Source organism: Gemmatimonadota bacterium, from assembly GCA_009838645.1.
Lineage (GTDB): Bacteria > JAAXHH01 > JAAXHH01 > JAAXHH01 > JAAXHH01 > JAAXHH01.
This window is the reverse complement of sequence record VXRC01000014.1, coordinates 82544-107859: the sequence shown is the minus strand read 5'-3', so window position 1 is coordinate 107859 and position 25316 is coordinate 82544. Positions and strand designations below refer to the sequence as shown.

General features: G+C 62.8%; 18 protein-coding genes. 10 read left to right on the top strand and 8 right to left on the bottom strand.

Going from position 1 to position 25316, the window contains the following annotated elements:
• Window positions 1-416: 416 nt before the first annotated feature.
• Window positions 417-1355: a dihydrodipicolinate synthase family protein gene (locus tag F4Y38_04615; GenBank protein MXY48569.1), complete on the top strand. Its 939-nt coding sequence runs from the start codon at window positions 417-419 to the stop codon at window positions 1353-1355.
• A gap of 3 nt (window positions 1356-1358) precedes the next feature.
• On the opposite strand, the gene F4Y38_04610 is transcribed toward F4Y38_04615, so the two are convergent.
• Complete coding sequence (locus F4Y38_04610; GenBank protein MXY48568.1) at window positions 1359-3128, bottom strand: arylsulfatase; 1770 nt, start codon at window positions 3126-3128, stop codon at window positions 1359-1361.
• 211 nt (window positions 3129-3339) lie between these two features.
• On the opposite strand from F4Y38_04610, the gene F4Y38_04605 reads away from it, so the two are divergent.
• Window positions 3340-3990 (top strand): hypothetical protein, encoded by a 651-nt coding sequence (locus F4Y38_04605; protein MXY48567.1) that lies wholly within the window; start codon window positions 3340-3342, stop codon window positions 3988-3990.
• A gap of 21 nt (window positions 3991-4011) precedes the next feature.
• Here F4Y38_04605 and F4Y38_04600 read toward each other — a convergent pair whose 3' ends face one another.
• Complete coding sequence (locus F4Y38_04600) at window positions 4012-5178, bottom strand: phosphoribosylaminoimidazolecarboxamide formyltransferase (protein ID MXY48566.1); 1167 nt, start codon at window positions 5176-5178, stop codon at window positions 4012-4014.
• A gap of 196 nt (window positions 5179-5374) precedes the next feature.
• Between F4Y38_04600 and F4Y38_04595 the strand changes: the two genes are divergently transcribed.
• Window positions 5375-6706: an APC family permease gene (locus tag F4Y38_04595; GenBank protein ID MXY48565.1), complete on the top strand. Its 1332-nt coding sequence runs from the start codon at window positions 5375-5377 to the stop codon at window positions 6704-6706.
• 28 nt (window positions 6707-6734) lie between these two features.
• Here the strand turns inward: F4Y38_04595 and F4Y38_04590 are convergent, their stop codons facing one another.
• Both F4Y38_04590 and F4Y38_04585 read right to left on the bottom strand, forming a co-directional pair.
• Window positions 6735-7910 (bottom strand): ATP-binding protein, encoded by a 1176-nt coding sequence (locus tag F4Y38_04590; protein MXY48564.1) that lies wholly within the window; start codon window positions 7908-7910, stop codon window positions 6735-6737.
• 46 nt (window positions 7911-7956) lie between these two features.
• On the bottom strand, window positions 7957-9405 hold the full coding sequence (locus F4Y38_04585) for a hypothetical protein (GenBank protein MXY48563.1): 1449 nt from the start codon (window positions 9403-9405) through the stop codon (window positions 7957-7959).
• A 202-nt stretch (window positions 9406-9607) separates the two neighbouring features.
• On the opposite strand from F4Y38_04585, the gene F4Y38_04580 reads away from it, so the two are divergent.
• The 4 genes from F4Y38_04580 (at window position 9608) to F4Y38_04565 (ending at window position 15932) form a co-directional block, all read left to right on the top strand.
• Window positions 9608-12067, top strand: a complete 2460-nt coding sequence (locus tag F4Y38_04580; GenBank protein MXY48562.1) for a leucine--tRNA ligase — start codon at window positions 9608-9610, stop codon at window positions 12065-12067.
• Window positions 12000-13178 carry a glycosyltransferase gene (locus F4Y38_04575; GenBank protein ID MXY48561.1) on the top strand — a complete coding sequence of 393 codons (1179 nt, stop codon included), beginning with the start codon at window positions 12000-12002 and terminating at the stop codon, window positions 13176-13178. Before F4Y38_04580 ends, F4Y38_04575 begins: the two co-directional genes overlap by 68 nt.
• Before the next feature lie 280 nt (window positions 13179-13458).
• Window positions 13459-14673 (top strand): aminotransferase class I/II-fold pyridoxal phosphate-dependent enzyme, encoded by a 1215-nt coding sequence (locus F4Y38_04570; protein MXY48560.1) that lies wholly within the window; start codon window positions 13459-13461, stop codon window positions 14671-14673.
• A gap of 44 nt (window positions 14674-14717) precedes the next feature.
• Window positions 14718-15932 carry an aminotransferase class I/II-fold pyridoxal phosphate-dependent enzyme gene (locus F4Y38_04565; protein MXY48559.1) on the top strand — a complete coding sequence of 405 codons (1215 nt, stop codon included), beginning with the start codon at window positions 14718-14720 and terminating at the stop codon, window positions 15930-15932.
• A 172-nt stretch (window positions 15933-16104) separates the two neighbouring features.
• Here the strand turns inward: F4Y38_04565 and F4Y38_04560 are convergent, their stop codons facing one another.
• Window positions 16105-17214, bottom strand: a complete 1110-nt coding sequence (locus F4Y38_04560) for an acyltransferase family protein (protein MXY48558.1) — start codon at window positions 17212-17214, stop codon at window positions 16105-16107.
• A gap of 39 nt (window positions 17215-17253) precedes the next feature.
• Window positions 17254-20862 (bottom strand): indolepyruvate ferredoxin oxidoreductase family protein, encoded by a 3609-nt coding sequence (locus F4Y38_04555; GenBank protein ID MXY48557.1) that lies wholly within the window; start codon window positions 20860-20862, stop codon window positions 17254-17256.
• 191 nt (window positions 20863-21053) lie between these two features.
• On the opposite strand from F4Y38_04555, the gene F4Y38_04550 reads away from it, so the two are divergent.
• The 3 genes from F4Y38_04550 to F4Y38_04540 all read left to right on the top strand — a co-directional run bounded on the left by F4Y38_04550 (window position 21054) and on the right by F4Y38_04540 (window position 23797).
• Complete coding sequence (locus tag F4Y38_04550; GenBank protein MXY48556.1) at window positions 21054-21647, top strand: N-acetylmuramoyl-L-alanine amidase; 594 nt, start codon at window positions 21054-21056, stop codon at window positions 21645-21647.
• Between the two features lie 76 nt (window positions 21648-21723).
• A complete protein-coding gene (locus F4Y38_04545; GenBank protein MXY48555.1) occupies window positions 21724-23010 on the top strand; it encodes an L-seryl-tRNA(Sec) selenium transferase in 1287 nt (428 codons plus the stop codon).
• Window positions 22946-23797, top strand: a complete 852-nt coding sequence (locus F4Y38_04540; GenBank protein MXY48554.1) for a glucose 1-dehydrogenase — start codon at window positions 22946-22948, stop codon at window positions 23795-23797. The genes F4Y38_04545 and F4Y38_04540 overlap by 65 nt, the downstream gene beginning before the upstream one ends.
• A gap of 6 nt (window positions 23798-23803) precedes the next feature.
• Here F4Y38_04540 and F4Y38_04535 read toward each other — a convergent pair whose 3' ends face one another.
• Together F4Y38_04535 and F4Y38_04530 are read right to left on the bottom strand one after the other, a co-directional pair.
• Complete coding sequence (locus F4Y38_04535) at window positions 23804-24622, bottom strand: creatininase family protein (protein ID MXY48553.1); 819 nt, start codon at window positions 24620-24622, stop codon at window positions 23804-23806.
• 33 nt (window positions 24623-24655) lie between these two features.
• On the bottom strand, window positions 24656-25303 hold the full coding sequence (locus F4Y38_04530; GenBank protein ID MXY48552.1) for a hypothetical protein: 648 nt from the start codon (window positions 25301-25303) through the stop codon (window positions 24656-24658).
• Between the last annotated feature and the right edge of the window lie 13 nt (window positions 25304-25316).

Below are 25316 nucleotides of genomic sequence, written 5' to 3'. Positions count from 1 at the left end.
CGCCGCCCCCTGCCTCGTCGGCGCCTCCCCCTTCCCCGTCCATGCAGGCGGGGCAGCCGAAGAACATCGGCGCCAGGGGATATTGGGCATTACATCGGGTACAGGTGAGGCCGAGAACGGACATGGTTATCTTTCGGAAGTTGAACCGGAATATACCGGCTTTTGCGTCGATGGAAGGGTATGGCAATTCGTGTGCGGATGTCAGGATCGCTACCCGGAAATATACCTTTGGGACCGGGGGGTGTAAAGGACTACAGGGTGCGTCGCATCATACGTCTCAGTGGTCGTCTCCCACGCCCCCTGCCCGACGTGACCCGGTTACTCTTGACACGGAAGACGGCACAACGATATGATCCGTAAGCCGAACGTATGACGCGGAAATCCTGGACAGACTCAAACCCACAGGAAGCGACGCCATGTCAACCCGACTGCTGCCCCGTGGCCTCTGGCCGGTGATGCTCAACGCCTTTCACGAGGACGGGACCATCGACTGGCACGGCGTGGACGCCTTGACCGACTGGTACATCGAGAGAGGATCGGCGGGTCTCTTTGCCTGCTGCGGCTCCAGCGAGATGTTTCACCTGGATGACGTGGAGCGCCTGGCCGTAGCGCAACGTGTCGTAAGCCGGGCTGCCGGCGAGGTACCCGTAGTCGCCACCGGCACTTTCGGCGGTCCTATTGAGCACCAGGCCAGGTTTGTCAGGCATTTGGCCGATATGGGCGTGGACGCGGTGGTCGTCATCGTTTGCCTGATGGCCGAAAGGAGCGAGGGCGAGGAAGTGCTGAAGCGGAACATGGAACGACTGCTCGAGTTGACGGATCCCGTTCCCCTGGGTCTCTACGAATGCCCTACGCCCTATCACCGGAAACTGTCGCCCGGACTGTTCGGGCATCTCGGCGCTACCGGAAGGTTCCTCTACCACAAGGATACGGTCTGCGACATCGATCTGCTCCACCGGAAGATCGACGCCGTTCGCGACACGCCACTGGGGGTCTACAACGCCCACTTCGAAACCGGCCTCGCGGGGCTTCGCTACGGGGCCGCCGGGATTTCTCCCGTTGCCGGCAACGTATTCCCCGAACTGTTTGCCTGGTTGTGTACCGAGTATGACGAACAGCCGGAAACGGCGGAGGAGGTGCAGCGGATGATGACGTCCCTGGCGCCGGTCGTCAACAACAAGTACCTCGTCACCTGCAAACGGTACCTGCAGCGTATCGGACTGCCCATCACGACGCGCTGCCGTTCAACGGACGCCAGGCTGACCGCCTTCGACGAGGGGCTGATCGATGGATTGCAGACGTCGGTCGAGCGATTCGGAGAAGCCCTGGGAATCGGCCGAACTGTACCGGCCTGATCATCATTCCGCTTCGTCCAGCCGCTCGACGTCCACGTAGTACGCCCCCTGGATACCGCCTTCCTCTTCGATGAATGAAGCATGCAGGAGCGTTGTTCCCGTCCTTCGGATCGCGAGGGTGAACTCGGCGGTTTTGTCGCCGGACTCGAGGGGTTCGCTCCGTTCTTCGTCGAAAAGCGACAGGCGCGCTTCGACCGGCCGGATCGCCTCGGAACGGGCATCCTCCGGGGCGTAGATGAGGGTCCTTGCCTCGTCGGGCGGGATCACGCCGTCGATGGCCAGGTCGCGCTCGGCAGGCCAGCGGCGCAGGGAGAACCTGTAACGACCGGGCAGCGCAATCTCGACGGCCCAGGTACCGGTGCTTTCCTTGGCCTGGGTGATGTGGGTCTGGTGCCAGGCCACGTCCCCCAGCACGTCCATGGCGCAGAGGCGCGCGGGATTCTCGGCCGGATCGCCGAGCGTGATGGGACAATATGTTTCGAGTCCGGGTGAGATCTCGTCCCACCAGGCGTCATGGGCGCCGCGCAACCGCTTCACCTCGCCCGGATGGTCGTCGGCCACGTCCTGGCGCTGCCCCGGATCGATCTTGATGTCGTACAGTTCTTCGCCCCGCACCAGCCGCCAGCGGCGTGTCATCACGGCATTGGTCCATTTCTCCGGCGGCACGGTATCCTGGCGATACTGAAGGAAATGGACCCGGTCGCCGGGCAGACGCTCCTGGCCGCCATGCAGCAGCGGTGCAATGCTTTGTCCATCGAAGTCTACGTCCGGGGCGTCGAGACCGCAGAGGTCGATGAAAGTCGGCAGCACGTCGATATGTAGACTCATTTCGTCGACGTCCCGTCCGCCACCAAGACCGCCGCCCGGCCACCGTATCAGAAAGGGCACGCGGTGACCGCCGTCATAGTAGGACCCCTTCTTTCCCCGCATCCCCGCGTTGTATCCCCGAACCGCATACTGGTTCTCGTCTAGTTCGCTGCCCCCGGAACTCCCGTTATCGGTCATGAAGACCAGGATGGTGTTTTCTTCCAGGCCCTGTTCGGCAAGCGTCCTTCGCAGTCGGCCGAAGTTCTCGTCGATGTTCGCGATCATGCCGCAGAATTCGGGCTCCGGCACGTCGGGGTTACCACGGTAGGGCCGGGCGTATGCCTCGGACACGAGATAGGGGGTGTGCGGGGCATTGGTGGAGAGATAGACGAAGAACGGTGCGGCTGATCCGGCCTCACCGGTCGCGGACTGACCACCCGCGCACCCCTCGATGAAGCGGATCGCCTCGTTGAACCAGACGTCCGTGCAGTATCCCGCGTGCTCCACGGGCACGCCGTTGTGGAAATAGGTGTCGTCGAAGTAGTTGTTGCCCCAGAAATCGGGCGTCTGTCCCACGCCGCCGCCCTTGTGGGCCACCACGTGCTTGAATCCGCGGTCCTGGGGCCGGTACGGGTAGTTGTCGCCCAGGTGCCATTTGCCGAACATGGCGGTGCGGTATCCGGCCGCGCCGAAGACGTCCGCCATAGTCGTCTCCGACATACGCAGGATGGATCGCCCCCAGCAGGTCGCCCAGGCGCCGTTGCGCACGGGCCGCCGGCCGGTCATCAGGGCGCCGCGCGTCGGTGTGCATAAGGGCGACACGTGGAAATCGGTCAGACGGACCGCGTCATCGTGAAAGGCGTCGATACGGGGTGTTTTCAACCACGGATGCCCGGTGCATCCCAGGTCGCCATAGCCCTGGTCGTCCGTGATGGCCAGAATGACATTGGGTCTTTTGTCGCTCATCCTGTCTTCTACTCCTTAGCGTTACGAAAGCGTTGTGATACAACAGATTTATTCACTAATATAACAGGGCTCCCTGATCGATGTTAGTTAACTATACCTGCCCCAATTGGCTAAGGAATTACACGTGGTTGCCAATGTCGCCCATCGCGGCGCGTCGGGAAACTACCCCGAGAACACGTTGCGCGCGTTTCAGAAGGCGCTGGAAATCGGCGTGGATGAGATCGAGCTCGATCTCCATTCTACCCGGGACGGGCATCTCATCGTCATGCACGATGCCACCGTAGACCGAACAACCGACGGTACGGGCGCGATTGGCGAGCTCACACTTGCCGAGATCAGGGCGCTCGACGCCGGAAGGGTGTTTGGCGATCGGTTTCGCGGCGAACGCGTGCCGACCTGGGAGGAAGCGCTGGATCTCGTTCGGGGTAAAGTGAGGCTCAATGTACACCTCAAAGAGGGTGGAAGCCCGGATGGCGAATTTGAACGTAAGGTAGCGAAGGCGCTGCGCGCGTTCCGAATGATGGGCGATTCCATTCTGGCCTGCAATGATGAGAGCGTTGGGATATTCACCGAAATCGACCCGCGAATAGCTTGCCGGATCTTTCCGAACAACCGCTCACCCGAGGATTACATTCGGTCATCGGCGGAAATGGGGCTTCGGACGACACAGCCGGGGCGGGACATGACCACGCCGGATTTTGTTCAGCAGGCGCACGAATCAGGACTGGGTGTTCACGTATTCTACGCGGATACTCCCGAAGACATGCGGAACTTTATCGGGATGGGCGTGGACGGGATCCTGACAAATTACCCGGAACGGATGAAAGCGGTGATCGCGGAAACGTGTAGTGGGAACGTGTAGCGGGAACGATCGGCGTCCGTGTTAATGTAGAAACAGCCGCAGGCCGGTGTGGGCCATGACCATGTCGTATTTGTCGGCCGCTTCCGTCACCCCCGTGTCCGCCGTTGAACCGCCCGTCTGCGCCACGTACCGCACGTTGCTTCGGTCCGCCCGGTCGATGTTGTCGCGGAAGGGGATGAAGGCGTCCGAAGAAAGGCAGATCCCCTCGAAACGGGCAATGTGATTTCGCCGTTCTTCCGGCGAGATCGGCACGGGGCGTTCTTCGAGGTCACCCAGCATGCGGGCCTCTTCCGTGTCGGAAAGCTGCTCCCACAGGAGGTACTGGTCGACGATGTTCGTCTTCTCGGTGCGTTTAAGCCCTTCGCGGAACGGGAGGTCCAGTGTCCGGGTATGCTGTTGCAGGAACCACTTGTCGGCCTTGTCGCAGGCCAGCCGGGTGCAGTGGATGCGGGACTGCTGGCCCGCGCCCATGCCGATCACCTGGCCGTCGTAGGCCACGCAGACGGAATTGGACTGGGTGTACTTGAGGGCGATCGTCGCCACGACGAGGGTGTCGAGCGCGGAATCCGGTACGTCCTTGTTGTCCGTGACTTTGTTGGAAAAAGTCTGTCGCGTGATGGCCGCGTCGTTGCGGGGCTGTTCCAACCGGAGGCCGAACAGCGTTCTTTGCTCGACATCAGGCGGTTCAAAGTCCGGGTCGATCTCCAGGACGAGGTATCCGCCCCCTTTCTTCGCACGGAGGACTTCCAGCGCATCCGGTTCGTATCCCGGCGCGATAATCAGGTCCGATACCTCCCGTCTGAGTATGTTGGCCAGGGACCGGTCCACCACCTCGCTCACGGCCGCCGCGTCCCCGAAGGAACTCATGCGGTCGCCTCCGCGGGCACGGATGTAGGCGGTGGCACCGGGTGAATAATCCTTTCCGGCCAGGAACTGCGAGGCCAGGTACGTATCTTCAAGTTCAGCGGTGATTGCCGCCCCGGCAGGACTGGCGTGCTTGAAGGACGCCGCTCCAGGTACCCCGGTAGCCTGTTTCAATTCCCGGGCCAGTTGCCATGCGCCCATGGCGTCGATGATATTGACGTAACCCGGCGTTCCGTTGAGCACGTGCAGCGGAGACTCTGGCGGCAGGATCACCCTGGCGGGATGTTGATGGGGATTGAGTCCGTATTTAAGCGATAGATCCATGCTCTACGTTCTGGTGTCCTGGATTCAGCCAGGGCAAGTCTGACAGGTACTGATGCATACACCCTGCGTATTCCCGACGAAAAAAGCCGAAATGCACAGTGTTTCAACTTGCGCGGACAATATAATCCCCTTCGCGCTGACGGGCAAACGATCAGGGTGTAATCGCTGATCATTCTTCCAAATCAAGGATCCATCCATGCCTTCCGCGTCTTCCCGCGGCGGTCTGCTGCGCGTACTCGGCCTGATCACGGGACTGGCCATCACCTTCGGGGGCATCGTCAGTCTCGGCATCCTGCGTGCGCCGGGTGAAGTGGCGGCCCAGTTGCCCGATCCCTGGTGGTACATGGCCACCTGGATCGGAGCGGGCGTATTCGTGCTGTTCAGCACGGCTTCCGCCGCCGAACTGGCTACCGCATTGCCGCGGGCCGGGGCCTATTACGTCTACGCACACCGGTCCCTCGGCCCCTTCGTCGGGTTCGTCAGCGGGTGGACCGACTGGCTGAACTGGTGCGGCGCAACGGCGATGACCATCGTCGTCATCAACGAATACCTCCATCTCCTGACGCCCGCCATTCCGAAGTACAGCCTGCCGCTGTGCCTGGCCATCGCGGTCTCCTTCGCCCTGGTCCAGTGGCGGGGCGTGAAATGGGGAACCGGCCTTCACAACGCGGCGAGCATGATCAAGGCGGTTGTTTTCGCGGTGCTCATCATCGCGTGTTTCGTACTGGCGGGTGGTGGAGGTGCGGAGAGTGAGGCGGCCGCTCTGCCGTCCATGCCCGCGGGATGGGCCTTGGCCCTGGCCTTTATCGTGGCACTGAGAGGGGTGCTCTACGCTTATGACGGCTGGGTGTTTACCGCTTATTTTTCTGAAGAAATGGCCGATCCGGGGCGTACGATTCCCCGGTCGATGTTCGTGGGCGTCGGTATCGTCATCGCGGTCTACCTGCTCATCAACATCGCCTTGCTGCGCATGCTGCCCATGTCGGAGATCGTCGGCGCGGAACTGGCCGTGGGACGGGCTGTCGAGACTTTGCTGGGACCGCTTGCGGAGACGGTCATCACGGCGTTCCTGACCGGATTCCTGATCGTGGGGATCAACCTGGGATACATGTTCGCCGCCCGCGTGATCTACGCCATGAGCACCGACGGCCTGTTCTTCAAGCAGTGCCGGCGGGTAAACCGGGGCGGCACGCCCACGACGGCGCTCGTCGCCAGCCTGGCGGCCACGATCATCTTCCTGTTGTTCAGCGGCAGTTTCGTACGCCTGGTCGAGGCCCTGGCGTTCTTCACCGTGGTCAACTACGCCATCCTGTTCCTTTCCGTCTTTCTCCTGAGAAGAAAGGAACCCGATCTTCCCCGCCCGTACCGGGCCTGGGGATACCCGTGGACGACGGCGCTCACCCTCGCAGGCGCCGTGGCTTTCCTCGCCGGCAACATTGTGGGCGGTACGGCCGTCAGCCTGACGGCCCTTGGCGTGGTCGTCTTGAGCTACCCGTTATACCTGCTGTTACGCCGGATCAGTGCGTAGGCGGAATGTCGGTAAACGCCCAAACTGCTCACCACGATCCAATATGATGCGCGATGAGATGCAGGGGAACCGCCTCGATGCTTTCGTCGAGCGGAAAGGCTGTTTCTCCCGCAGTCACGATGTATCCCCGTGAAATACCAAGATCGGCCATGGCGGTTCTGAATGCTTTGCTGACGCGGGGCGATGCCGTGTAGTTGACATCCACAGCGATACGGTGGCCACCTGGCAACGATACGACCAGATCGATTTCATCTCCCGTATGAGAACGATAAAACGTCACGTCGGCAAACGACGGTAACAGGCTGATAACATTCTCGATGGCGAATCCTTCAAACGACGCGCCAAGGCAAGGATGACCGTAGATGGATTCCGGATCGCTCAGGAGTAACAAGGCATGTAGAAGTCCGGAGTCGCGAAGATACACTTTGGGAGATTTCACCAGGCGTTTTTTTAAATTGGCGTGCAAAGGCTGCAACTGGCGTACGAGCAGCAGGTCGGTAAGCAGGTCCAGGTGGCGTCGGACCGTAGGCGCGGAGGTGTCGAGACTATTGGCGAAGCGACTCGCGTTCCACACCTGACCATGCACGTGGGCCAGCATCTCCCAGAACCGACGCATGCGCACGGACGAAACCCGGAACCCCCACTGTGGCATGTCGCGTTCGAGAAGGGTCGTGATGAATGCGCGACGCCAGGTTAAGCTCCCGGCGTCGTCGCCGGACAGATAGCTTTCCGGATAACCGCCCCGAAACCAGAGCCTGCGTGTCGTTTCGCGTGTGTCATCGTCTGCCCGCATGACCTCGGAAATGAGAAACGGTGTCAGTTCCACAAAGGAAATTCGTCCCGCCAGACTCTCCGAGCTTTGCCGGAGCATGTGGGGAGAGGCGGAGCCGAGTGCAAGGAAGCGTCCCGGCCGGCGGTCCCGGTCTATCAGTCCCCTCAGTGTGGGAAACAACTCCGGATGCCTCTGAATCTCATCGAGTACGACCAGCCTGTCGACGTGCCGATCCAGGTACAGTTCCGGTTCGGTTAGTGCGGCCCGGTCCGATGGAAGTTCCAGGTCCAGATAGATGGCACCCTCTTTGCGCCGGCTGGCGACGTCTTTGGCCAGCGTGGTTTTGCCGCACTGGCGGCTGCCGATCAGGCCCACGGCAGGGAATTGGTCCAGAGCCGATTCTATGGACTGTGTTTCTTGTCGATAGATCATCATTATTGAAAATTAAACGATAGGTGTTCAATTTTCAAGGTTTTCTTCAAAAAGCACTCTTCCGGGTCGTCAGAGGGCACCAGCGCGCAGCGAGCATGGCATCCAGAAAACCGTCCCGGTCCGCACCGGAGGTCATGCGAGCTGCAGCCGCCATGGCGTAGTACCGGACGTATCGTCCCTCGTCTTCTGCCGAGCGTGCGACCAGGTCATCGACCAGATCCGCATCCTGAATCGGGTGTCTGGCCAGGGTGAAAGCGACGTTTCGCCGGACTCGCTCGTCCTCATCCCCGAGCGCGCCTCGAAGCGCAGGGGCGACTTCGTCACTGAAACCGCCCTGGACCGCCAGGGCTTCGGACGCGTTTCGGCGTACCCACGCGTCCTCGTCGCCAACCGCACGCAACAGCGCCGGCAGCGCGCCTGAAGCCGGCAGCCCGATGTCGCCCAGTACGTCCGCGGCGGTAGCCCGTACCCACCAGGAATCGTCTTCGAGCAGGGCCTCCAGGTGCTTGACCGCTGGACGTCCCACGGCCGACAGCGCATAGGCGGCGGGCAGTTCCGACGGATTGCCGCCCGCAGGATTCGCCGGGTTCCTGGGTACGCTCGCCAGGGCCTGCTCTTCACTGGTCGCGCATAGTCGTTCCACGAGCGGCTCCACCGCTTCTTCACCCTTCCTGCCGAACATGTACGCGGCCTGCAGCCGTACCCGCTCGTCATCATCGTCCAGGGCGGCCAGGCATCGATCGATGGATACCCCCTTCGCATCCGCCTCGCCGAAATCCCCTCCCGCCAACCAGTTCCATACCGCCTCGGACACAGCGGGGAGCTCGTCCTCCGGCTGAGGCTTCCAGCCGCGGTTTCCACCTTCCCATGCGGGCCCGGCCGGCTCGCGCGAACGGGTGAACTGGAACTTGAGCATGTACCGGTTCTGTTCGCTGACGTTCTGCGTGGCCCGGTGCCATGAGTCGAAGTTGACGATGGAAACCGTCCCGGCAGGGCCGCACAGTCCCAGCGCGGACTCTGTGGTTTTGGACGCGTCACAATCGGAAATCCTGTTGAGGTGCTGCTTGCCGGGCAGGATGCCCGTGGGCCCCATGTCCGCGCTCACGTCCTGGGGATAGTAGAAGGCCATCACCCACCGGCAGCGCGCATGCCTCACGTTGTGGTCGAAGATGTAATCGTCCTTGTGCCACTGCTGGCCGGAACTGCCCGGTTTGTTCAGGTGGCAGTACCGATGGGGATGCATGAGGTATCCGGGTCCGAGCAGGCTCGTCAGCGCTCCCCGCACGGAGGGCTGGTCGAAGACCTTATGGATCTCGGGAATCCGGGGCAGGATGTTGTTGCCGGGATTGCCTTCCTCCTCGAGCACGGTCTCGATCTTGCGGTACAGGTCCTGGTGAAACTCCGCGGGCAGGCCGTCGTTGACCTGCACGTACCCGTCCGTGATGAACCGGCGGATGGCATCGTCCCGCAGAAGATGGGGATTCCGGGTTGGCATGGCGGTCCTCTCTGATGGTTTTGGACTGGAACTCTATTGCGCATTACCCGAAGACAGGTCGTCACGAAGACAGGCCGTCATCCAATGTAAAGTCGTAACTTGATTTCTACAATCAAGATAGATAAATTACGGGGGCAAATCACGAGAGGAAAGGAAACCGGCAGCCTCCGGACAGCAACGGGCCGGGGACAACGTTCGAGAAATGAAAACCGGGGAAGCAATGAACGGCGACAGATACGATCACGGGGCGGTCGAGGCGCGGTGGATCGAGCGCTGGGATGCGGAAGGGACCTACGAGGTCGACCTGGAGACGGCGCGGAATCCTTACTACAACCTCATGATGTTCCCCTATCCCTCCGCCGAGGGCATGCACGTGGGCAACGTGTTCGCCTATACGGGCGCGGATATCCACGGAAGATACATGCGCGCAAAGGGATACGACGTGTTCGAGCCCATGGGCTTCGACGCTTTCGGGATTCATTCCGAGAACTTCGCCCTCAAGATCAACACCCATCCCGGACGTCTGATCCCCGAGAACATCGAGAATTTCACCCGGCAGTTCAAGCGCCTTGGTGCCATGTTCGACTGGCGTCACGAAGTACAGTCCACCGACCCGGACTACTACCGGTGGACGCAGTGGATCTTCATCCAGCTCTTCAAGGCCGGGCTGGCCTATCAGAAGGAAGCACCGGTCACCTGGTGTCCCTCCTGCAACACCGTGCTCGCGGCGGAACAGGCCGAAGGCGGGGTGTGCGAGCGATGCGACGCACAGGTGGAGCAGCGGAACATGCGCCAGTGGTTTTTCCGGATCACGGCCTACGCCGGGCAACTGCTGGAGAACCTGGAGACCATCGACTGGTCCGAAACGACCAAGACCGCGCAGCGCAGGTGGATCGGCCGGAGCGAAGGGGCCGAAGTGGACTTTCCGCTGGCGGATCACGACGAGAAGCTCAGCGTGTTTACCACGCGGCCGGATACGCTCTGGGGCGCCACCTACATGGTCCTGGCGCCGGAACACCCCTATGTCGACGTGGTGACCACTGAGGAGCAGCGCGCGGCCGTCCATGCGTACGTGAAGGAAAGCGGCCGGAAGACGGCCATCGAGCGCGAGGACGCCACCCGCGAAAAGACCGGCGTGTTCACGGGCGGCTACGCCGTCAATCCGGTCAACGACACCCGGATTCCGATCTGGATATCCGATTACGTGCTGATGACCTACGGGACGGGCGCCATCATGGCGGTTCCGGCCCATGATCAGAGAGATTTCGAATTCGCCCGGGCCTTCGATCTGCCCATCGTGCAAGTGATCAGCGGATCGGAAGACACGACGAACGGATACGACGGCGCGGCCGTCCTCGAGGAAGCCTATACCGGCGAGGGGACCATGATCAACAGCGGACCCTTCGACGGCACGCACAGCACCGTCGGCGTGGGCGCGGTCTCGGACTGGCTGGAAGCCCACGGCGTCGGGAAACGGCAGGTCAACTACCGGCTGCGGGACTGGTGCATCAGCCGCCAGCGGTATTGGGGACCGCCCATCCCGATGGTCCACTGCGGAGAGTGCGGCGTGGTGCCCGTTCCCGAGGACCAGTTGCCCGTGATCCTGCCCCACGTGGAGGACTTCAAGCCGGACGGCACCGGTCGGAGCCCGCTGGCACGCGACCCGTCTTTCCTGAACACCACCTGTCCCGTGTGCGGCGGTCCGGCCATCCGGGAGACCGACGTCAACGACAACTTCCTGGACTCGGCGTGGTACTTCTTCCGGTATCCCAGCTCGGAACGGGATGACGTGGTCTTCGACCCGGAGATGACAGAGCAGTGGTTGCCCGTGGACATGTACGTCGGGGGCAATGAGCACGCGGTGCTACACCTCATGTACACCCGTTTCATCACGATGGCGCTGCACGACATCGGCCTGGTCTCCTTCTCCGAACCCTTCAAGAAGTTCCGGGCTCACGGCACGATCATCCGTTCCGGCGCGAAGATGAGCAAGTCCAGGGGGAACGTGGTCAACCCCGACGAATACCTGGACCGTTTCGGCGCGGACGCCTTCCGCACCTATCTCATGTTCCTCGGTCCCTACCAGGTGGGCGGTGATTTCCAGGACGCGGGCATCAACGGCGTACGGCGGTTCTACGACCGGCTCTGGCGCTACGCCGCCGGGACCGATTTCAGCGAAGCGCCGGTCGAAGACCCCGAACTGCTCGCCCTGGTGCACGGCAAGACCCGGGACGTCACCGGGGACATGGCGTCGTTTCAGTACAACACGGCCATCGCGCGCCTGATGGAACTGCTCAACGGCCTGCAGAACGCGTCCTCACACTATCGCGAAGCCATCGACCGTTTGTTGCAACTGGCCGCGCCTTTCGCGCCTTTCATCTCCCAGGAACTGTGGACCCGCCTGGGCCACGAGGGCATGGTCTGCGACGTGCCCTGGCCGGAGTACGATCCGTCGCTGATCGTTTCCGCCACGATCGAATACGTCATCCAGATCAACGGCCGGGTACGGGACAGGCTCGAGCTGCCGCCCGGTACGCCCCGCGAGGAAATCGAGCAGGCCGCCTTCGCCAGCGAACGCGTACGGCAGTGGACCGATGGCAAGGAATCGGTCCGCAACATCTTCGTACCGGACAAGCTGCTCAACATCGTGGTCAAGGGCTAGGCCGCCCGGCCCGGCTCGGTCCAACCTGGTCCAGCCCGCTTCGGCCTGGTCCGGTTCGCGAGACGTGTCAACCAACACCGTTACGTCCATGTCCACGCCGCGCATATCCGTCCTGATGCCGGTCTACAACGCCGCCGGCACGCTTCCCGAAGCCCTGCAGAGCATCGCCGCGCAGACACTGGGCGACTTCGAAGTCATCGCCGTCGATGACGGGTCGGACGACGACAGCGGGATGATCCTGGAGGCATGGGGCCGCGGTGACCGGAGAATACAGCCAGTCAGGCCCGGCCGAGTCGGCCTGGTCGAGGCGCTGAACCTTGGACTGTCGCGGTGCCGGGGCGAGTGGGTCGCCCGCATGGACGCCGATGACCGAATGCGCCCGGACCGTCTCGCCCGGCAGGCGGCACTGCTGGACGCCCGGCCGGATATCAGCGTAGCCGGGTCGCTCGTGGAAATCTTCGCCGAAGGCGCGGTGGGCGAGGGCATGAAGGTCTACGAGGCCTGGCTCAACAGCCTCGTCGAGCCCGGAGATATTGCCCGGGAGATCTTCATCGAAAGTCCGATCGCCCATCCCTCGGCCATGGTACGACGGGACGAACTCGTGGAGCTTGGGGGATACCGCGATACCGGATGGCCGGAGGATTACGACCTGTGGCTCCGCTACCACGCCACCGGGCAGCGTTTCGCCAAAGTGCCGGAAGTCCTGCTGTACTGGCGGGAGCACGCGGACCGCTTGACGCGAACGGACGCCCGGTATTCGGTGGAGAACTTCCTGCGCGTCAAGGCGCACTTCCTGGTCAACGGTCCGCTGCAGAACCGGGACGGGTTGATCGTCTGGGGCGCGGGCCAGACCGGCCGCCGGTTGACCAGGCACATCGTCCGCATGGGCCGTCCGGTGGATGCCTTCGTGGACATTTCTCCCCGGAAAATCGGCAGCCGCATGCGAGACGCGCCCATCGTGGGTCCCGAAGAACTGGTTTCGGCCTGGTCCCGCTACCGCCATCCGATGCTCATCGTCGCCGTGTCCTCACGGGGCGCACGAAAGCTGATACGCCAGGCGCTCGCGGACTCAGGCCTGGTCGAAGTGAAAGACTTCCTGTGCGCGGCCTGAAAGCGAAACGGTTGGGCGGCCAGGCCCGTCCGGCTCGACTCGGCGGACCTGTCCGTTGACATGATTGTGAATACCGGGCGCCCCGAAGTTGTATAACATCCACAATACCTTTGTCATTTCATGCGTTGCGCATTACATTGACCGATCAGCGGATCCAGGTTTCAGGAATCGTAACTGACGCGGCCGCGCTTCCACATGGCGTCACGCACGCATTTTGCCAGGCATATTCCCAAGGCCTGCAGAACAATTGTTACCAGAACAATCCTTCAAGGAGTTCATCATGGTAGACAGGGCGGACAGGATAGAGGAAGCTCCTTCCGGTTTTTCCAGGCGAGGCTTTCTAAGAGGTATGATGGTGGGCGCAGGCGCATTATCGCTGGGCAGTTACGAGGCCGTGGCACAGATGATCTCCGGACCCAACGCGAGACCCGTACGCGGGTGGGGCGTGCCCGAAGGTCTCGTGCGCCTGAGCGGTAACGAAATGCCCATCGGCCCATCGCCCCGCGCGGTTGAAGCGGTCCTGGAGAATGTGTATTCCTTCAATCGTTACAACCGGAACAGGGACATTTATGCCAGTATCGCCGAGCGGCACGGGCTGCCCGTGGTGGAGTGGGCGCCCAATTCCTTCACGCCGCCCGGTGCCTGGGTCACCCTGGGCTGCGGATCTTCGGAGGTGCTGTACGCCGTCGCTTCCGCCTATCTCCGTGACGGGGCTGAAATGGTCGAGGCCACGCCAGGCTACGCCGGCGTATTCCGTGTCGCGGAACCCAATGGCGGCACGGTGAAGTGGGTCCCCCTGACCACCGGCTTCCAGCAGGACCTCGATGCTATGAAGGCCGCCATATCCGAAAAAACCAGGGTGGTGGTCATCACGAACCCGGGCAACCCGACCGGCGTGCTCGTCCCACCGGATGCCGTGAGGAAGTTCGTTCAGGAGGTCCCGTCGGACGTGATCGTCTTCGTGGACGAGGCCTACATCGAGTTTTCGAAAAATCCCGAAGACCGGATCGGCGCCGCGCCGCTGATCCTGGACCATGAAAACGTGATCGTGGCCCGTACGTTCTCCAAGATCATGGGCATGGCGGGACTCGGCGTCGGCTACGGCCTGGCGCGCCCCGAAGTCATCGAGAAGCTGAACCAGAACAAGGGCGGGCGGCCCAGCATGCTTTCGACCAATGCCGCGGCGGCAGGGATCGAGGATCATGACTACCAGGACCGCGCACGGAAGGTGACCTGGGAAGGCCAGGAGTACTTTGCCAGCAATTTCGACGAAATGGGCATCGAGTACGTGCCCAGCCAGTCCAGTTTCATGCTGATCAACGTGCATAAGGATGCGGATGAAGTCGTTCGCAAGTTGAGGGAAGAATACAACGTTATGGTCGGCAACGGAAAGCGCCGCTGGGAAATGGATACGTGGCTGCGGGTCACTTCCGGCCTGATGGAAGAGAACGAGGCCTTCATGGCAGCGCTGAGGAAGGTGCTGGTAAGCAGTTGATCGTTCGTACGATCGATTCGAGTACCTGATCAAAGGACGGTGTGATGTCGAACATGATAAAGGCGATGAACCTGGCGGCTCCCGGGTTCACAAGGCGCAAGTTCCTCAAGGGGCTCGCGGTGGGCGCCGGGGTGGCTTCCCTGGGCAGCTACGAAGCCGCGGCGCAGATAGTGGCGGGACCCCGCGTCCGGCCCGTGCGGGGCTGGGGGGTCCCCGAGGGATTCATCCGACTGAGCAGCAACGAGAACCCGATCGGTCCGTCGCCCCGTGCCGTCGAGGCGATCATGCAGTACGTCTACAAGTTCAACCGGTACTATCGCGGCCGTGGGCTCTACGGCCAGATCGCTGAACGCCACGGACTGCCGGTCGTCATACCTTCGAACAACAACGAAGACCGGGCCGAGCCCTGGGTGACCCTCGGGTGCGGGTCATCGGAAGTGCTCTTCGCCATCGCTTCGGCCTACCTGCGCGACGGCGGCCAGATGATCGAGGCGGCGCCCGGTTACGGCGGCGTGGTCCGTACGGCCCGGAATTACGGCGCCCGGGCACGCCTGGTCCGCACGACTCCGGACTTCCACCAGGATCTCGACGCCATGAAGGCGGCCATAACCGAGGACACGCGCGTCGTCGTCATCACGTCTCCGGGCAATCCGACGGGCATCATCGCGCCGTTCGACGACCTCAAGAAGTTCGTCAGCGACATCCCCTCCGACGTCATGGTCTTCGTCGACGAGGCCTATATCGAGTTCGCCCGGAACCCGGAGGACCGCATCGGCGCCGCGCCGCTCATCCTGGACCACGAGAACGTCATCGTAACCCGCACCTTCTCTAAGATCATGGGCATGGCGGGCCTGCGTATCGGATACGGCCTGGCCCGGCCCCATGTCATCGAGAAGCTCGAAGACAACAAGGGCGGGCGGGTCAGCTCGCTCTCCGTGGTCGCCGCGGAGGCCTGCATAGAGGATCAGGACTACCAGGACCGGGCGAGAGCGGCGGCCTGGGCCGGGCATGACTATCTCACCGGCCAGTTCGAGGAGATGGGACTCGAGTACGTGCCCAGCCAGTCCAGCTTCATGCTGGTGAACGTGCGCACGGACGCCGACGAGGTCACCCGGAAGCTGTTCGAAGAGTACAACGTGCTCGTGGGCAACGGCAAGCGCCGCTGGCGGATGAACAACTGGCTGCGCGTAACCGCCGGCCTGCAGGCAGAGAACGAGGCCTTCATCGCCGCGTTGAAGAAGGTTTTGGTCAGCAGCTGACGGCGCCGACCACCCTACGCCACATATCCATCCTGTGAAGTGACGGTTTTAGAGGCCGGGCGATCACACCCGGGGTAACCCCGGGTCCGGCCTCGAGACCGCTTATCCCCGATCCCTGGTGATCTGTCCGGCCCGGCGTGACGAATGCCGAACGTATCGGCGCCTTGTCTGGCTAATGACGGACGCGGGGGCCGTTCAGCACCCTACCGACAAAAGTGTACCGTACGCCCAGTTGATAGGTCGCCAGCAGGATGCCGGTAACCGCGACGCAGATCAGCGTGAACTTGAGATGCACGCTGAAGGGCCAGGACACGGCCAACGCCTGTCCACCGAGTACGAGCGGCAAATGGCCCAGGTACAGCCAATATGACGCGTCCGAGACGTAGCGGATCCAGTATCTTTGCTTCGACGCGATCCACCGAAACAGCCCCAACAAACCGAAACAGGCCAGCCAGGTATAGACTGCGCCGATTACCGCGGCGGTCCACCTGACGGCATTCGACGGCGCCAACCCCAATGATTCGGGATCCAGCAGGAGGTACCCCGCGGGCATCGCCACCAGAGTGGCCGGCGCCAGGCCCGTGGACCACCACCTTTGCACTTCGATACGCTTCTGGTAGAAGAACGCGCCGAACAGATAGAAGACCAGGTAATAGCCGAACACGTGGGGGATCGGGATCAAGTCCGCCGATCCGTCCGCGCCGATCATGCCCTCCCGCATCAGGTACTGTGGAAGGATGCTGGCCGGTAGGAGCAGCCACCAGGCCGGATGGCGGAACCGCAGGCCGAGCCTCGCGCAGGCGATGAAGACCGCCGTCATGAGGACCAGGTACCACAGGAACCAGAGGTGGGCAAGGCTGGACAGCCAGGAATACATCCACGTCAGGGGCGTCACGGGAATGAAGAACGCGTTCGTCGCCGGGATGATCGTCAACATTCCCGCCAGCAGGGGGAGTCCGATTCGGTGCAGGCGGTGGCGCGCCAGGCCGTCCAGGCCCCGGGACTGCCAGAGCATGGCGGTGAAGAAGCCGCTGATCAGGTAGAAGATCGGCATGCGAAAACCGTGAATGACGCCGAAAAAAAACGCGTAGGGATTGTTCTCCAAATCGTGGGAGTCCGCCCACCTGTCCTGGATCGGCCAGTCGTCGACGGGCATGAGGAAGAGGCAGGTATGCAGCACGATGCCGAGCAACATGGCGAATGCGCGCAGCGCGTCCAGGTCGTGGAACCTGCCCGGCGCGGGCGAACTACGGCCATTCATTTGCATCTTCCCTGGTTGCATCTCTGATGGCTGTCCGGCCTTGAAGGGCCTTAGCGGGCTTTAACGGTTGCGGACCGGGCGCGATGCCGCGCCTTGCAGGAGGGTTTCAAGCATTTCGGCGGCCTTCTTCTTCACCCTGAGCACCGAGCGGTGCTTGACATGCTCGTACCCGCGGATCTCGTCCGGCAGTCGCAACAGTTCCGATACCTCGGGGTAGTTTTCAGGAGTGAGTACGGCGAGGGCCTGGTCCAGCAGGGATGCGTACCAGGTTACGAGCGCACGTTCCTCCCGCCGGGCCGCGGTGTATCCGAAGGGGTCGAAGGGCGTTCCCCGAAGGAATCTGCATCGGGCCATTATCCGTAGAAAGGGCCTGAACCAGGGTCCCAGCCGCAGCTTGCGGTCGAGTCCCCACGCCCGCAGCAGCGGCGGGTGCAGATGGTAGGAAACCCTGACCGGACCATCGAACCGTTCCGCGACACCGGGTTCGGACGGGTCGGTCAGCAGCCGGGCCACCTCGTACTCGTCCTTGTAGGCCATGAGCTTGTGCAACATGAAAGCCGCGTGCGTGGTGAGCAGGTATTCGCGGTCCGGTCCGCCGGTTCGCTTATCCCCATTGTAGACCCGTGCGATCCGGTCGGCGAACCGCTCTGCGAGCCTGGCGTCCTGGAAGGCGATCAGTTCTCCCACACGCATGACCCAGCTTCTCCGGAACGATTCCTGGTGGACGGGGATCCTTCCAATCAACGCCTCGAAGGCTTGCGCCCGCTTACGGCCGAGTAATCGCGCATAGCGGCGGACCAGTTCATCCGAATCCGGCTCGGGTTCCTCCACGACCCCGTCCAGCCGGGCCCGGTCGTGCACGGCCATGCGACCCCATCGGAAGGCCTGGATGTTGGCGTCGACGGCCTGGCCGTTCAACCGGATGGCCCGCTCGATACTCCCGGCCTGCAGGGGGATGTGCCCGGCCTGGAAGGCTACGCCGAGGAGAAACACGTTGGCCACGATGTGATTCCCGAAGAGCTTCATCGCGTAGTCCTGCGCATCGATGAAGATATCGTCCTCCGATCGGGTGTGTGCTTCGATCAACGCTTCCATGGCCGGGACGTCGGCGCCGGGCACCTGGGGATCGTACACCATCTGTGCAGTCGGGACGCCGGACCGGCTCACTACGGCCACCGTCCGGTGCGCGGCGGCGGCCTGAAGGTTCAGGGGGTTCACCGCACCGGCGATATCCGCCGCCAGGTAAAGATCGCACCGCCCGGCGGGTATATAGCTGGAAGGGGGGACCTCGCCTTCCCCCAGGACGATGGGCGATTCCACGGGACCACCTTTCTGCGCCAGCCCCGTGCGGTTCATCTCGCTCACCTTCTTCCCGTCGAAGAGCGCCGCGACGGCCAGCAAGTGGGCGACGGTCACGACGCCCGTGCCGCCGATCCCGATGAGATGAATCGAGTATGCTCCATCAATCGTCGCCCTGACGGCGGGTGCTGCAAGGTCCGATTCGTCCAGTGAGGGGCATTCCGGCCTTAACGGCTTGCTGTCTCCGACCGGTTCGACGGAGAGGAAGGAAGGACAGTCGCCCTTCAGGCAGGACAGGTCCTGGTTGCAGGCCGACTGGAGTATGGCGGTCTTGGGTCCGAACTCCGTTTCTTTTGGTTCGAGTGCGAGGCACATGGACTGCTGTCCGCAGTCGCCGCATCCTTCGCACACCCGTTCGTGAATGAAGACGTACCGTTCGGGGGCGAGATGCTGACGCTTGCGGCGTCGTCGGTGTTCCGTGGCGCATTCCTGGTCGTAGATCAGCACTTTCACGCCGGGTTTTCGCGACAGGCTCTCCTGGGCGGATTCGAGGCGATCCCGCGGTTCGAGCAGCAGGTGCTGGCCCGGTTTCAACGCGGCCCGGGCGCGTTTGAGCGATACCTGCTGCGGGAATTTGCTGACGACCGTTACATCCTGCACGCCCATGCCGAGCAGAATCAGCGCGAAGTCGTCCAGCGTGGGCTGTCCGGCGATATCCTGGCCGCCGGTCATGGCCACCACGTGGTTCCAGAGGACTTTATAGGTGATGTTGGCGCCGTGGGAAATGGAGCTGAATATGGTGATCAGGCCGCTGTGGAGCACCGTGCCGTCGCCGATGTTCTGGAACAGGTGCCGGTTCTCATTGAACGGAAACATGCCGTTGTAGATGGCGCCGCCTAGGCCCATGGTGGGTATCCACCGCACGCCCCGTCCGTCTGCTTCGATATAGGCGTCCAGCGAAGAGCAGCCGATTTCGCCCCCCGCGACCTCCCCATCCGGCGCACGGGCCGATACGCTGTGGGGACATCCGGGACAGTAGTGGGCGGTACGCCGGGCGAAAGAGCCCGGGTCTCGTCCCACGATGGCGCTTAATTCCTCCATGCGATCGTAAATGGGCGCCGATGGGTAGAGCTCCTGCAGTATCGGCCCGAGCAGTATTGTGAGCTGGTCGGGATTCAACTCTCCATATGCGGGAATGAGCGGGCGGTCATCCAGACCTCGCTTCCCGTAGACGTGTGCTACGCCGGTGCCCAGGAGCGCGTGGGCCACCGTTTCTTCCACGAAGGGACCCTTTTCCTCCACGACCACCACGGTCTTCAGGCGCCCTGCGAACTCCCGGATCGTCCACGGATTGACTGGATAGATCACGCCCAGCTTCAGGATCGGCACCCGGTCCTCCAGGTTCAGCAGTCGAAGCACCTGGACGACGTCGGCGTAGCTCTTTCCCGTCGCGATGATACCGAGGGGACCGTCCGATTCCGGGTTCTCGACCGTGTCGATCCCGTTCACCCGGGCGTACTCGGCGGCGATTTCCAGGCGCACCGTGGCCAATTCCTCTTCGAAGGGGATGGACTGCGTGGAGATGACCACCTGGTGAAAGCGCTTTTTGTAGGGCCGTCCAGCCGGTCCAGGCCGACCCGTCGATTCAGCCGATTCCGGCCGACCACCGGCCGGTTCCGGCGGCAGCGTCACCCTGGGAAGATCGGGGTTTGCGTCCACCGTTTCGGCACCGTCGCAGATGGGCGTTACGAGTTTCATCCCGCAGAGGACCCCCGCGTACCTGCTGAGCGCGAGGGCGTAGTGCGCATAGGTGATTACCTCGGAGACCGTCGAAGGGTAGAAGACGGGAATGCGCGCGTCGCGCAGGGCCTGTTCGCTGCTGGCGGGGTAACCGGAACTCTTCGCCATGTGGTCGTCCCCGCAGAACAGGACGACGCCGCTGTCCTTACCCGTTCCCGCGATGTTGGCGAGGCTGAATTCGTCCAGGGCCCATTTCACGCCATGGGCCTTGCCGTACCAGAACCCGTCCACGTTTCCTTCATACTGGCTGCCGTGCACCGCCGCCGCCGCCGTCTTCTCGTTGACTGCCGCCTGGTGTACGAACGGTGCCGCTTCACTGAGCAGGGCGGCCTGTTGCCGGAGTTCGAGGTCGAGGCCGCCGAGGGGCGAGCCTTCGTAACCGGCCATGAAGCTGCGCCGCACCGTACCGCCGGAAAGGGCGTCACGCCGCTGCTTGTCCAGCAGGAAGCGGACGATGGCATGTATGCCGGTAAGAAAGACCGGACCGCGGTTTTTGAGGTATCGGTCCTGCAGCGAGGGCGCTGGAATGGCGTCGGTGGTCAAGGCCGGACCTGCCTGGTCGCGAGGCATCTGAAAACGGGTGTAGTGCGCTTCAGGATCATGGCATCAGTATACTCGGTGGGGTGGTTCGTGTCAACCGACGCGGGTGGCCACCGCGCCGTTGGAACGCGGTGAAACGGATTGCCTTGCGGAGGTCCATCCTTTAAGTTTCAGGGAACGGTCCAGGGACGAAAAAAACCCCGGAAGGACACGAGTCAGACATGTCGAATGCCGCTGCAGATATACCATTCATTCCCGCTCTTTATGGTTCCAGCCGTGAAGACGCGCCGATCGATATGCTGGTGCTTCACTTTACGGACGGTCCTTCGCTGGAAGACTGCGTCGCGATCTTTCAGGACCCGGAGCGGCGCGTGAGCTGCCATTACATCGTGGGACTCGACGGCGCCGTGCTGCAGATGGTCCGTGACGAAGACTGCGCCTGGCACTGCGGGACCAGCACGTGGCGGGGGCGGGATGGCTGCAACCGCTGGTCGCTGGGCATCGAGATCGTGAACTGGGGGCGGCTGAAGAAGAAAGACGGGAGTTTCTACTGCTGGCCGGAAGACTACGGGACGCCGTACAGCGGACCATTGCCCGTTTCGGCCGGGGGCGACTGGTGGGCGCCCTATCCGATCGGCCAGGTCGGGCAAGTCGAGTCGCTGTCCGGTCGGCTCGTCGAACGCTACCGGATCCCCCTGGACAACATCGTGCGTCACAGCGACATCGCGCCGGATCGCAAGATCGATCCCGGACCCGCGTTTCCCTGGGACCGGTTCAAGGCGACGATGACGCAAGTGATCGCCGGCCGATGGTAGCCAGGAATGTCGACACCGGAAACCAAGCTTCCATCGGCGGCATGGGCCATTACTGAGCGGACCGCCCTCATATCTTATGCCAGACCAGGTTAATCCATCATCAGCAGGCCCTCCGGCCGGTACGTTGACACCTGCCGTAAACGGTACGGGCGTGATCCTCCACACAGGGCTGGGGCGGGCCGTGCTGTCCGTGGCGGCGCGGCAGGCCGTTGCCGACGCGATCGAGGGGTACTGCACGTTGGAGATCGATGCCCGGACGGGCAAGCGAGGTTCGCGCCACGACCTGGTTTCCGGGCTGCTGTGCGCCTTGACCGGAGCGGAATCGGCCATCGTGGTGAACAACAACGCCGCCGCGGTCATGCTGATCCTGCACGCCCTGGCGCGGGACCGCGAAGTCATCATCTCCCGGGGACAACTGGTGGAAATCGGAGGGTCCTTCCGCATGCCGGACGTCATGGCCGCGGGCGGGGCCCGACTCGTCGGGGTGGGAGCGACCAATCACACCGAACCGGACGACTACCGAGCGGCCATCACGGATCGGACGGCCCTCATCATGGCCGTCCACCGGAGCAACTTCGACCTCGCCGGCTTGGACGTCTCGGTCTCCCTCGACGAACTGGCGACGTTGGGCCGCGAGCGGGACATACCGGTCGTGTACGACCAGGGAAGCGGCGCCCTGATCGACCTGGCAGCGTACGGTCGGCACGGCCTGGACAGCGGATACACGGTGCGGGAAGCGCTCGACCAAGGCGTTGACGTGGTCTGCTTCAGCGGCGACAAGCTGCTGGGCGGCCCGCAGGCCGGAATCATCGCGGGCCGGAGGGAGCTCCTCGACCGGATGAAGAAGGATCCGTTGATGCGGGCTTTCCGCGCGGACAAGATGGTCTACGCCGCCCTGCAGGCCACCCTGGCGTTGTTTACCGATCCGGGCAGGCTTGCCGATGGCCATGCGGTTACGGGTATGATCGCTGCAACGGCCGGGGAGCTCGAATCCAGGGCGCATCGACTCGCTGAAGGTCTCGCGGACCGTTTTGCGCATCGCGTCTACGTGACCGTGGAGGAATCCTCCGCGGAGATCGGCGGCGGCGCCCTTCCGGTCCAGCAACTCCCGTCCCGCGTCGTGGCGCTTCGGCCCGAAGGTTGGACGAACCGACAACTCGCCGCCGCGTTCAGACGACAGTCGCCGCCCGTATTCGGCCGGCTGTCGGGAGATCGTTTTCTGCTCGACCTGCGTACGCTGGAGGAACGGGCGTTCCCGGTGGTCGAAGCCACGGCCGGCGAAATCGCGGATCTGATGGATGAAGACGCGTCACCGAGCGAGAGTGCGTCACGGAGCGAGGACGCGTCACGGAGCAAGGATTAAAGTACCTATGAGCGACCGGTTGAAAGGCAAAGTCGTGGTCGTCACCGGTGGCGGTACCGGCATCGGTCTCGGTATCGCCAGATGCTGTCTCGAAGCGGGCGCCGCCGTGATGATCGCCCAGCGGCGGATCGAGATCGCCGAGCGCGAGGCCGCACGCTTACGAGACGAGGGCTTCACCGTTCAGGCACAACGGGGCGACGTGCGCCGAAGAGAGGACGTCACCGCCCTGCTGGACCAGGCGGAATCTTTGCTCGGGCCCGTGGACGTGATGGTCAACAATGCCGCGCTGACGGGAAAGTCCCTTGAACTGCGTCCCTTCATGGATGAGACGGACGCGCACTGGCGCAGCGTCCTCGACATCAACCTGACCGGCGCGTTTATCGGGACGCAGGAGGCGGCCCGACGGATGATCGCAAGCGGAACGGGCGGCTCGATCATCAACGTCTCGTCCGTTGCCCAGTTCGCCGCGCAGGAAGGCGCCTCCGCCTACTGCGCAAGCAAGGCCGGAATGGACGGCCTCACCAAATCCGCGGCCATCGAACTGGCGGCCCACGGCATCCGCGTGAACAGCATCGCGCCGGGCGATATTCACACGGAGCAAAGCGACAGGCCGAGAGAGGACGCGGTTGGACGGGGTGCCACAGGAAGGTTTTTCCGGGACACCCCCCTGGATCGCCGGGGAACGCCGGAGGAAATCGGCCGCGTAGCCGTGTTCCTGGCCAGCGACGAGGCGAGTTTTGTTACCGGGGCTACGTGGCTGGTGGACGGGGGATTCCTGAGCTACTAAAGGGATTCACCACCGGATCCCGCGCTGCACCGGCCCCGTGTGCTGATCGCTACGCTGCTCGATCGGCCACTGCTTGATATCGTCGACCAGCTCGATCAGGCCTTCCACGGACGCATCGAAGATGATCCTGCCCTTCTCGGCCGTCGCCGGCGTCGGGTCGCCGTGGACCCCCAGGCCCGTCCATCTTCCCCAGAAATCGTTGAATCGCACCGTCCCCGTGCTGTCGGAGGAGAAGTACTTCCCTACCCGGTCCATGTCCGGAGCGGCCTTGTCCATCTTTACGCGATCGCCGGCCAGGTGCAGGTACAGGGAGGTCTCCAGTTCGTCGGCATGGGCCAACACCTCCGATTCCCTGACTTCGTTGAAGGCATCGATCAGGAAGGTGAAGTAGTTGGCGGCGAAACACAGCGACTCCGTGGCAAGCACCGTCTTCCGGGCGATCAGGTCGATCAGCGGCGCGTTGGAGCCATGGCCGTTCACAATCAGGATCTTCTCGAAGCCGTGGTAGGCCACGCTCTTGGTGATGTTCACGCAGAAGGCGATGAAAACCTCGGGCTCAATGTGGATCGTGCCCGGGAAGTCGATGTGGTGCAGGTTCAGCCCGTAGGAGACCGTGGGCAAGACGAGGACCCGGTCGGGTATGCGCCGCCCCAGTTCGTGGCAGACCGATTCGACGAGAAAGGCGTCCGTGTCGAGGGGCAGGTGCTTGCCGTGCTGCTCGGTGGAACCCGTGGGCAGGACCACCACCTTCTGCATGGCGATCGCCCCGTTCATGTCCTCCCAGGTCAGCCGGTTGTAACGATACTCATCCCGCACGTTCATCATTAAGTCTCCGGTTATTCGGCACTGCAGTTCTACTCACCCTTCCGGGATCACTACGGGCGTACGCTTGCCGACACTCGGCGGACGAAGCAGGTCGCGCTGAACATCGTTGGCGGCTATGGCACGTACATCGTTCAGTCCATCGGAGGAAACCCAGGCGGAATATCCGGGTGAAAACTTGTACAGCAGCGCGCGCCGCCGCTGGTCGGAAGTCCACGTGGTGGTGCCGTGGACCAGTGCTTCCGTGAAGATGAGCATGTCTCCCGCCATGAAGGACGGGTTCGCGACCAGGTGGGAATCGACGGGCGGCCGGTACCGGAAGTTCGACTTGTGGCTGCCCGGCACGCAAATGAGCCCGCCGTCGCCCGGGTTGATGTCCTCGAGGGCGTACATGACCACGATCAGTCCGTTATACATCTTGCCGTCGAACCACTGGTACTGGTGTTCGCCGTGATCGTGCCTCGGCCCGCCGTGCAGGTTGGGTTTTACGTGTCCCCGCTCCACGGTCAACCGGTCCATTTGAATCCCGTAAGCGTGGTCCAGCCGCATCCATTCCCCGATCATCGTGCGGATGATACGAAGCGTACCGGGATGGGCCATGAGTTCCATGAATACCGGGTCGAGCGTGATAAACTGGAACTGGTGTGTCTCATTGGGGATGTGTTCGTTCAGGATCCCGTTCATATGGTCGACCTGG

Coding starts and splice junctions, on each gene's coding strand:
- F4Y38_04615 (MXY48569.1), top strand. CDS start 417: ATGTCAACCCGACTGCTGCCCCGTGGCCTCTGGCCGGTGATGCTCAAC.
- F4Y38_04610 (MXY48568.1), bottom strand. CDS start 3,128: ATGAGCGACAAAAGACCCAATGTCATTCTGGCCATCACGGACGACCAG.
- F4Y38_04600 (MXY48566.1), bottom strand. CDS start 5,178: ATGGATCTATCGCTTAAATACGGACTCAATCCCCATCAACATCCCGCC.
- F4Y38_04595 (MXY48565.1), top strand. CDS start 5,375: ATGCCTTCCGCGTCTTCCCGCGGCGGTCTGCTGCGCGTACTCGGCCTG.
- F4Y38_04590 (MXY48564.1), bottom strand. CDS start 7,910: ATGATCTATCGACAAGAAACACAGTCCATAGAATCGGCTCTGGACCAA.
- F4Y38_04585 (MXY48563.1), bottom strand. CDS start 9,405: ATGCCAACCCGGAATCCCCATCTTCTGCGGGACGATGCCATCCGCCGG.
- F4Y38_04580 (MXY48562.1), top strand. CDS start 9,608: ATGAAAACCGGGGAAGCAATGAACGGCGACAGATACGATCACGGGGCG.
- F4Y38_04575 (MXY48561.1), top strand. CDS start 12,000: ATGGCAAGGAATCGGTCCGCAACATCTTCGTACCGGACAAGCTGCTCA.
- F4Y38_04570 (MXY48560.1), top strand. CDS start 13,459: ATGGTAGACAGGGCGGACAGGATAGAGGAAGCTCCTTCCGGTTTTTCC.
- F4Y38_04565 (MXY48559.1), top strand. CDS start 14,718: ATGTCGAACATGATAAAGGCGATGAACCTGGCGGCTCCCGGGTTCACA.
- F4Y38_04560 (MXY48558.1), bottom strand. CDS start 17,214: ATGCAACCAGGGAAGATGCAAATGAATGGCCGTAGTTCGCCCGCGCCG.
- F4Y38_04555 (MXY48557.1), bottom strand. CDS start 20,862: ATGCCTCGCGACCAGGCAGGTCCGGCCTTGACCACCGACGCCATTCCA.
- F4Y38_04550 (MXY48556.1), top strand. CDS start 21,054: ATGTCGAATGCCGCTGCAGATATACCATTCATTCCCGCTCTTTATGGT.
- F4Y38_04545 (MXY48555.1), top strand. CDS start 21,724: ATGCCAGACCAGGTTAATCCATCATCAGCAGGCCCTCCGGCCGGTACG.
- F4Y38_04540 (MXY48554.1), top strand. CDS start 22,946: ATGAAGACGCGTCACCGAGCGAGAGTGCGTCACGGAGCGAGGACGCGT.
- F4Y38_04535 (MXY48553.1), bottom strand. CDS start 24,622: ATGATGAACGTGCGGGATGAGTATCGTTACAACCGGCTGACCTGGGAG.
- F4Y38_04530 (MXY48552.1), bottom strand. CDS start 25,303: ATGAACGGGATCCTGAACGAACACATCCCCAATGAGACACACCAGTTC.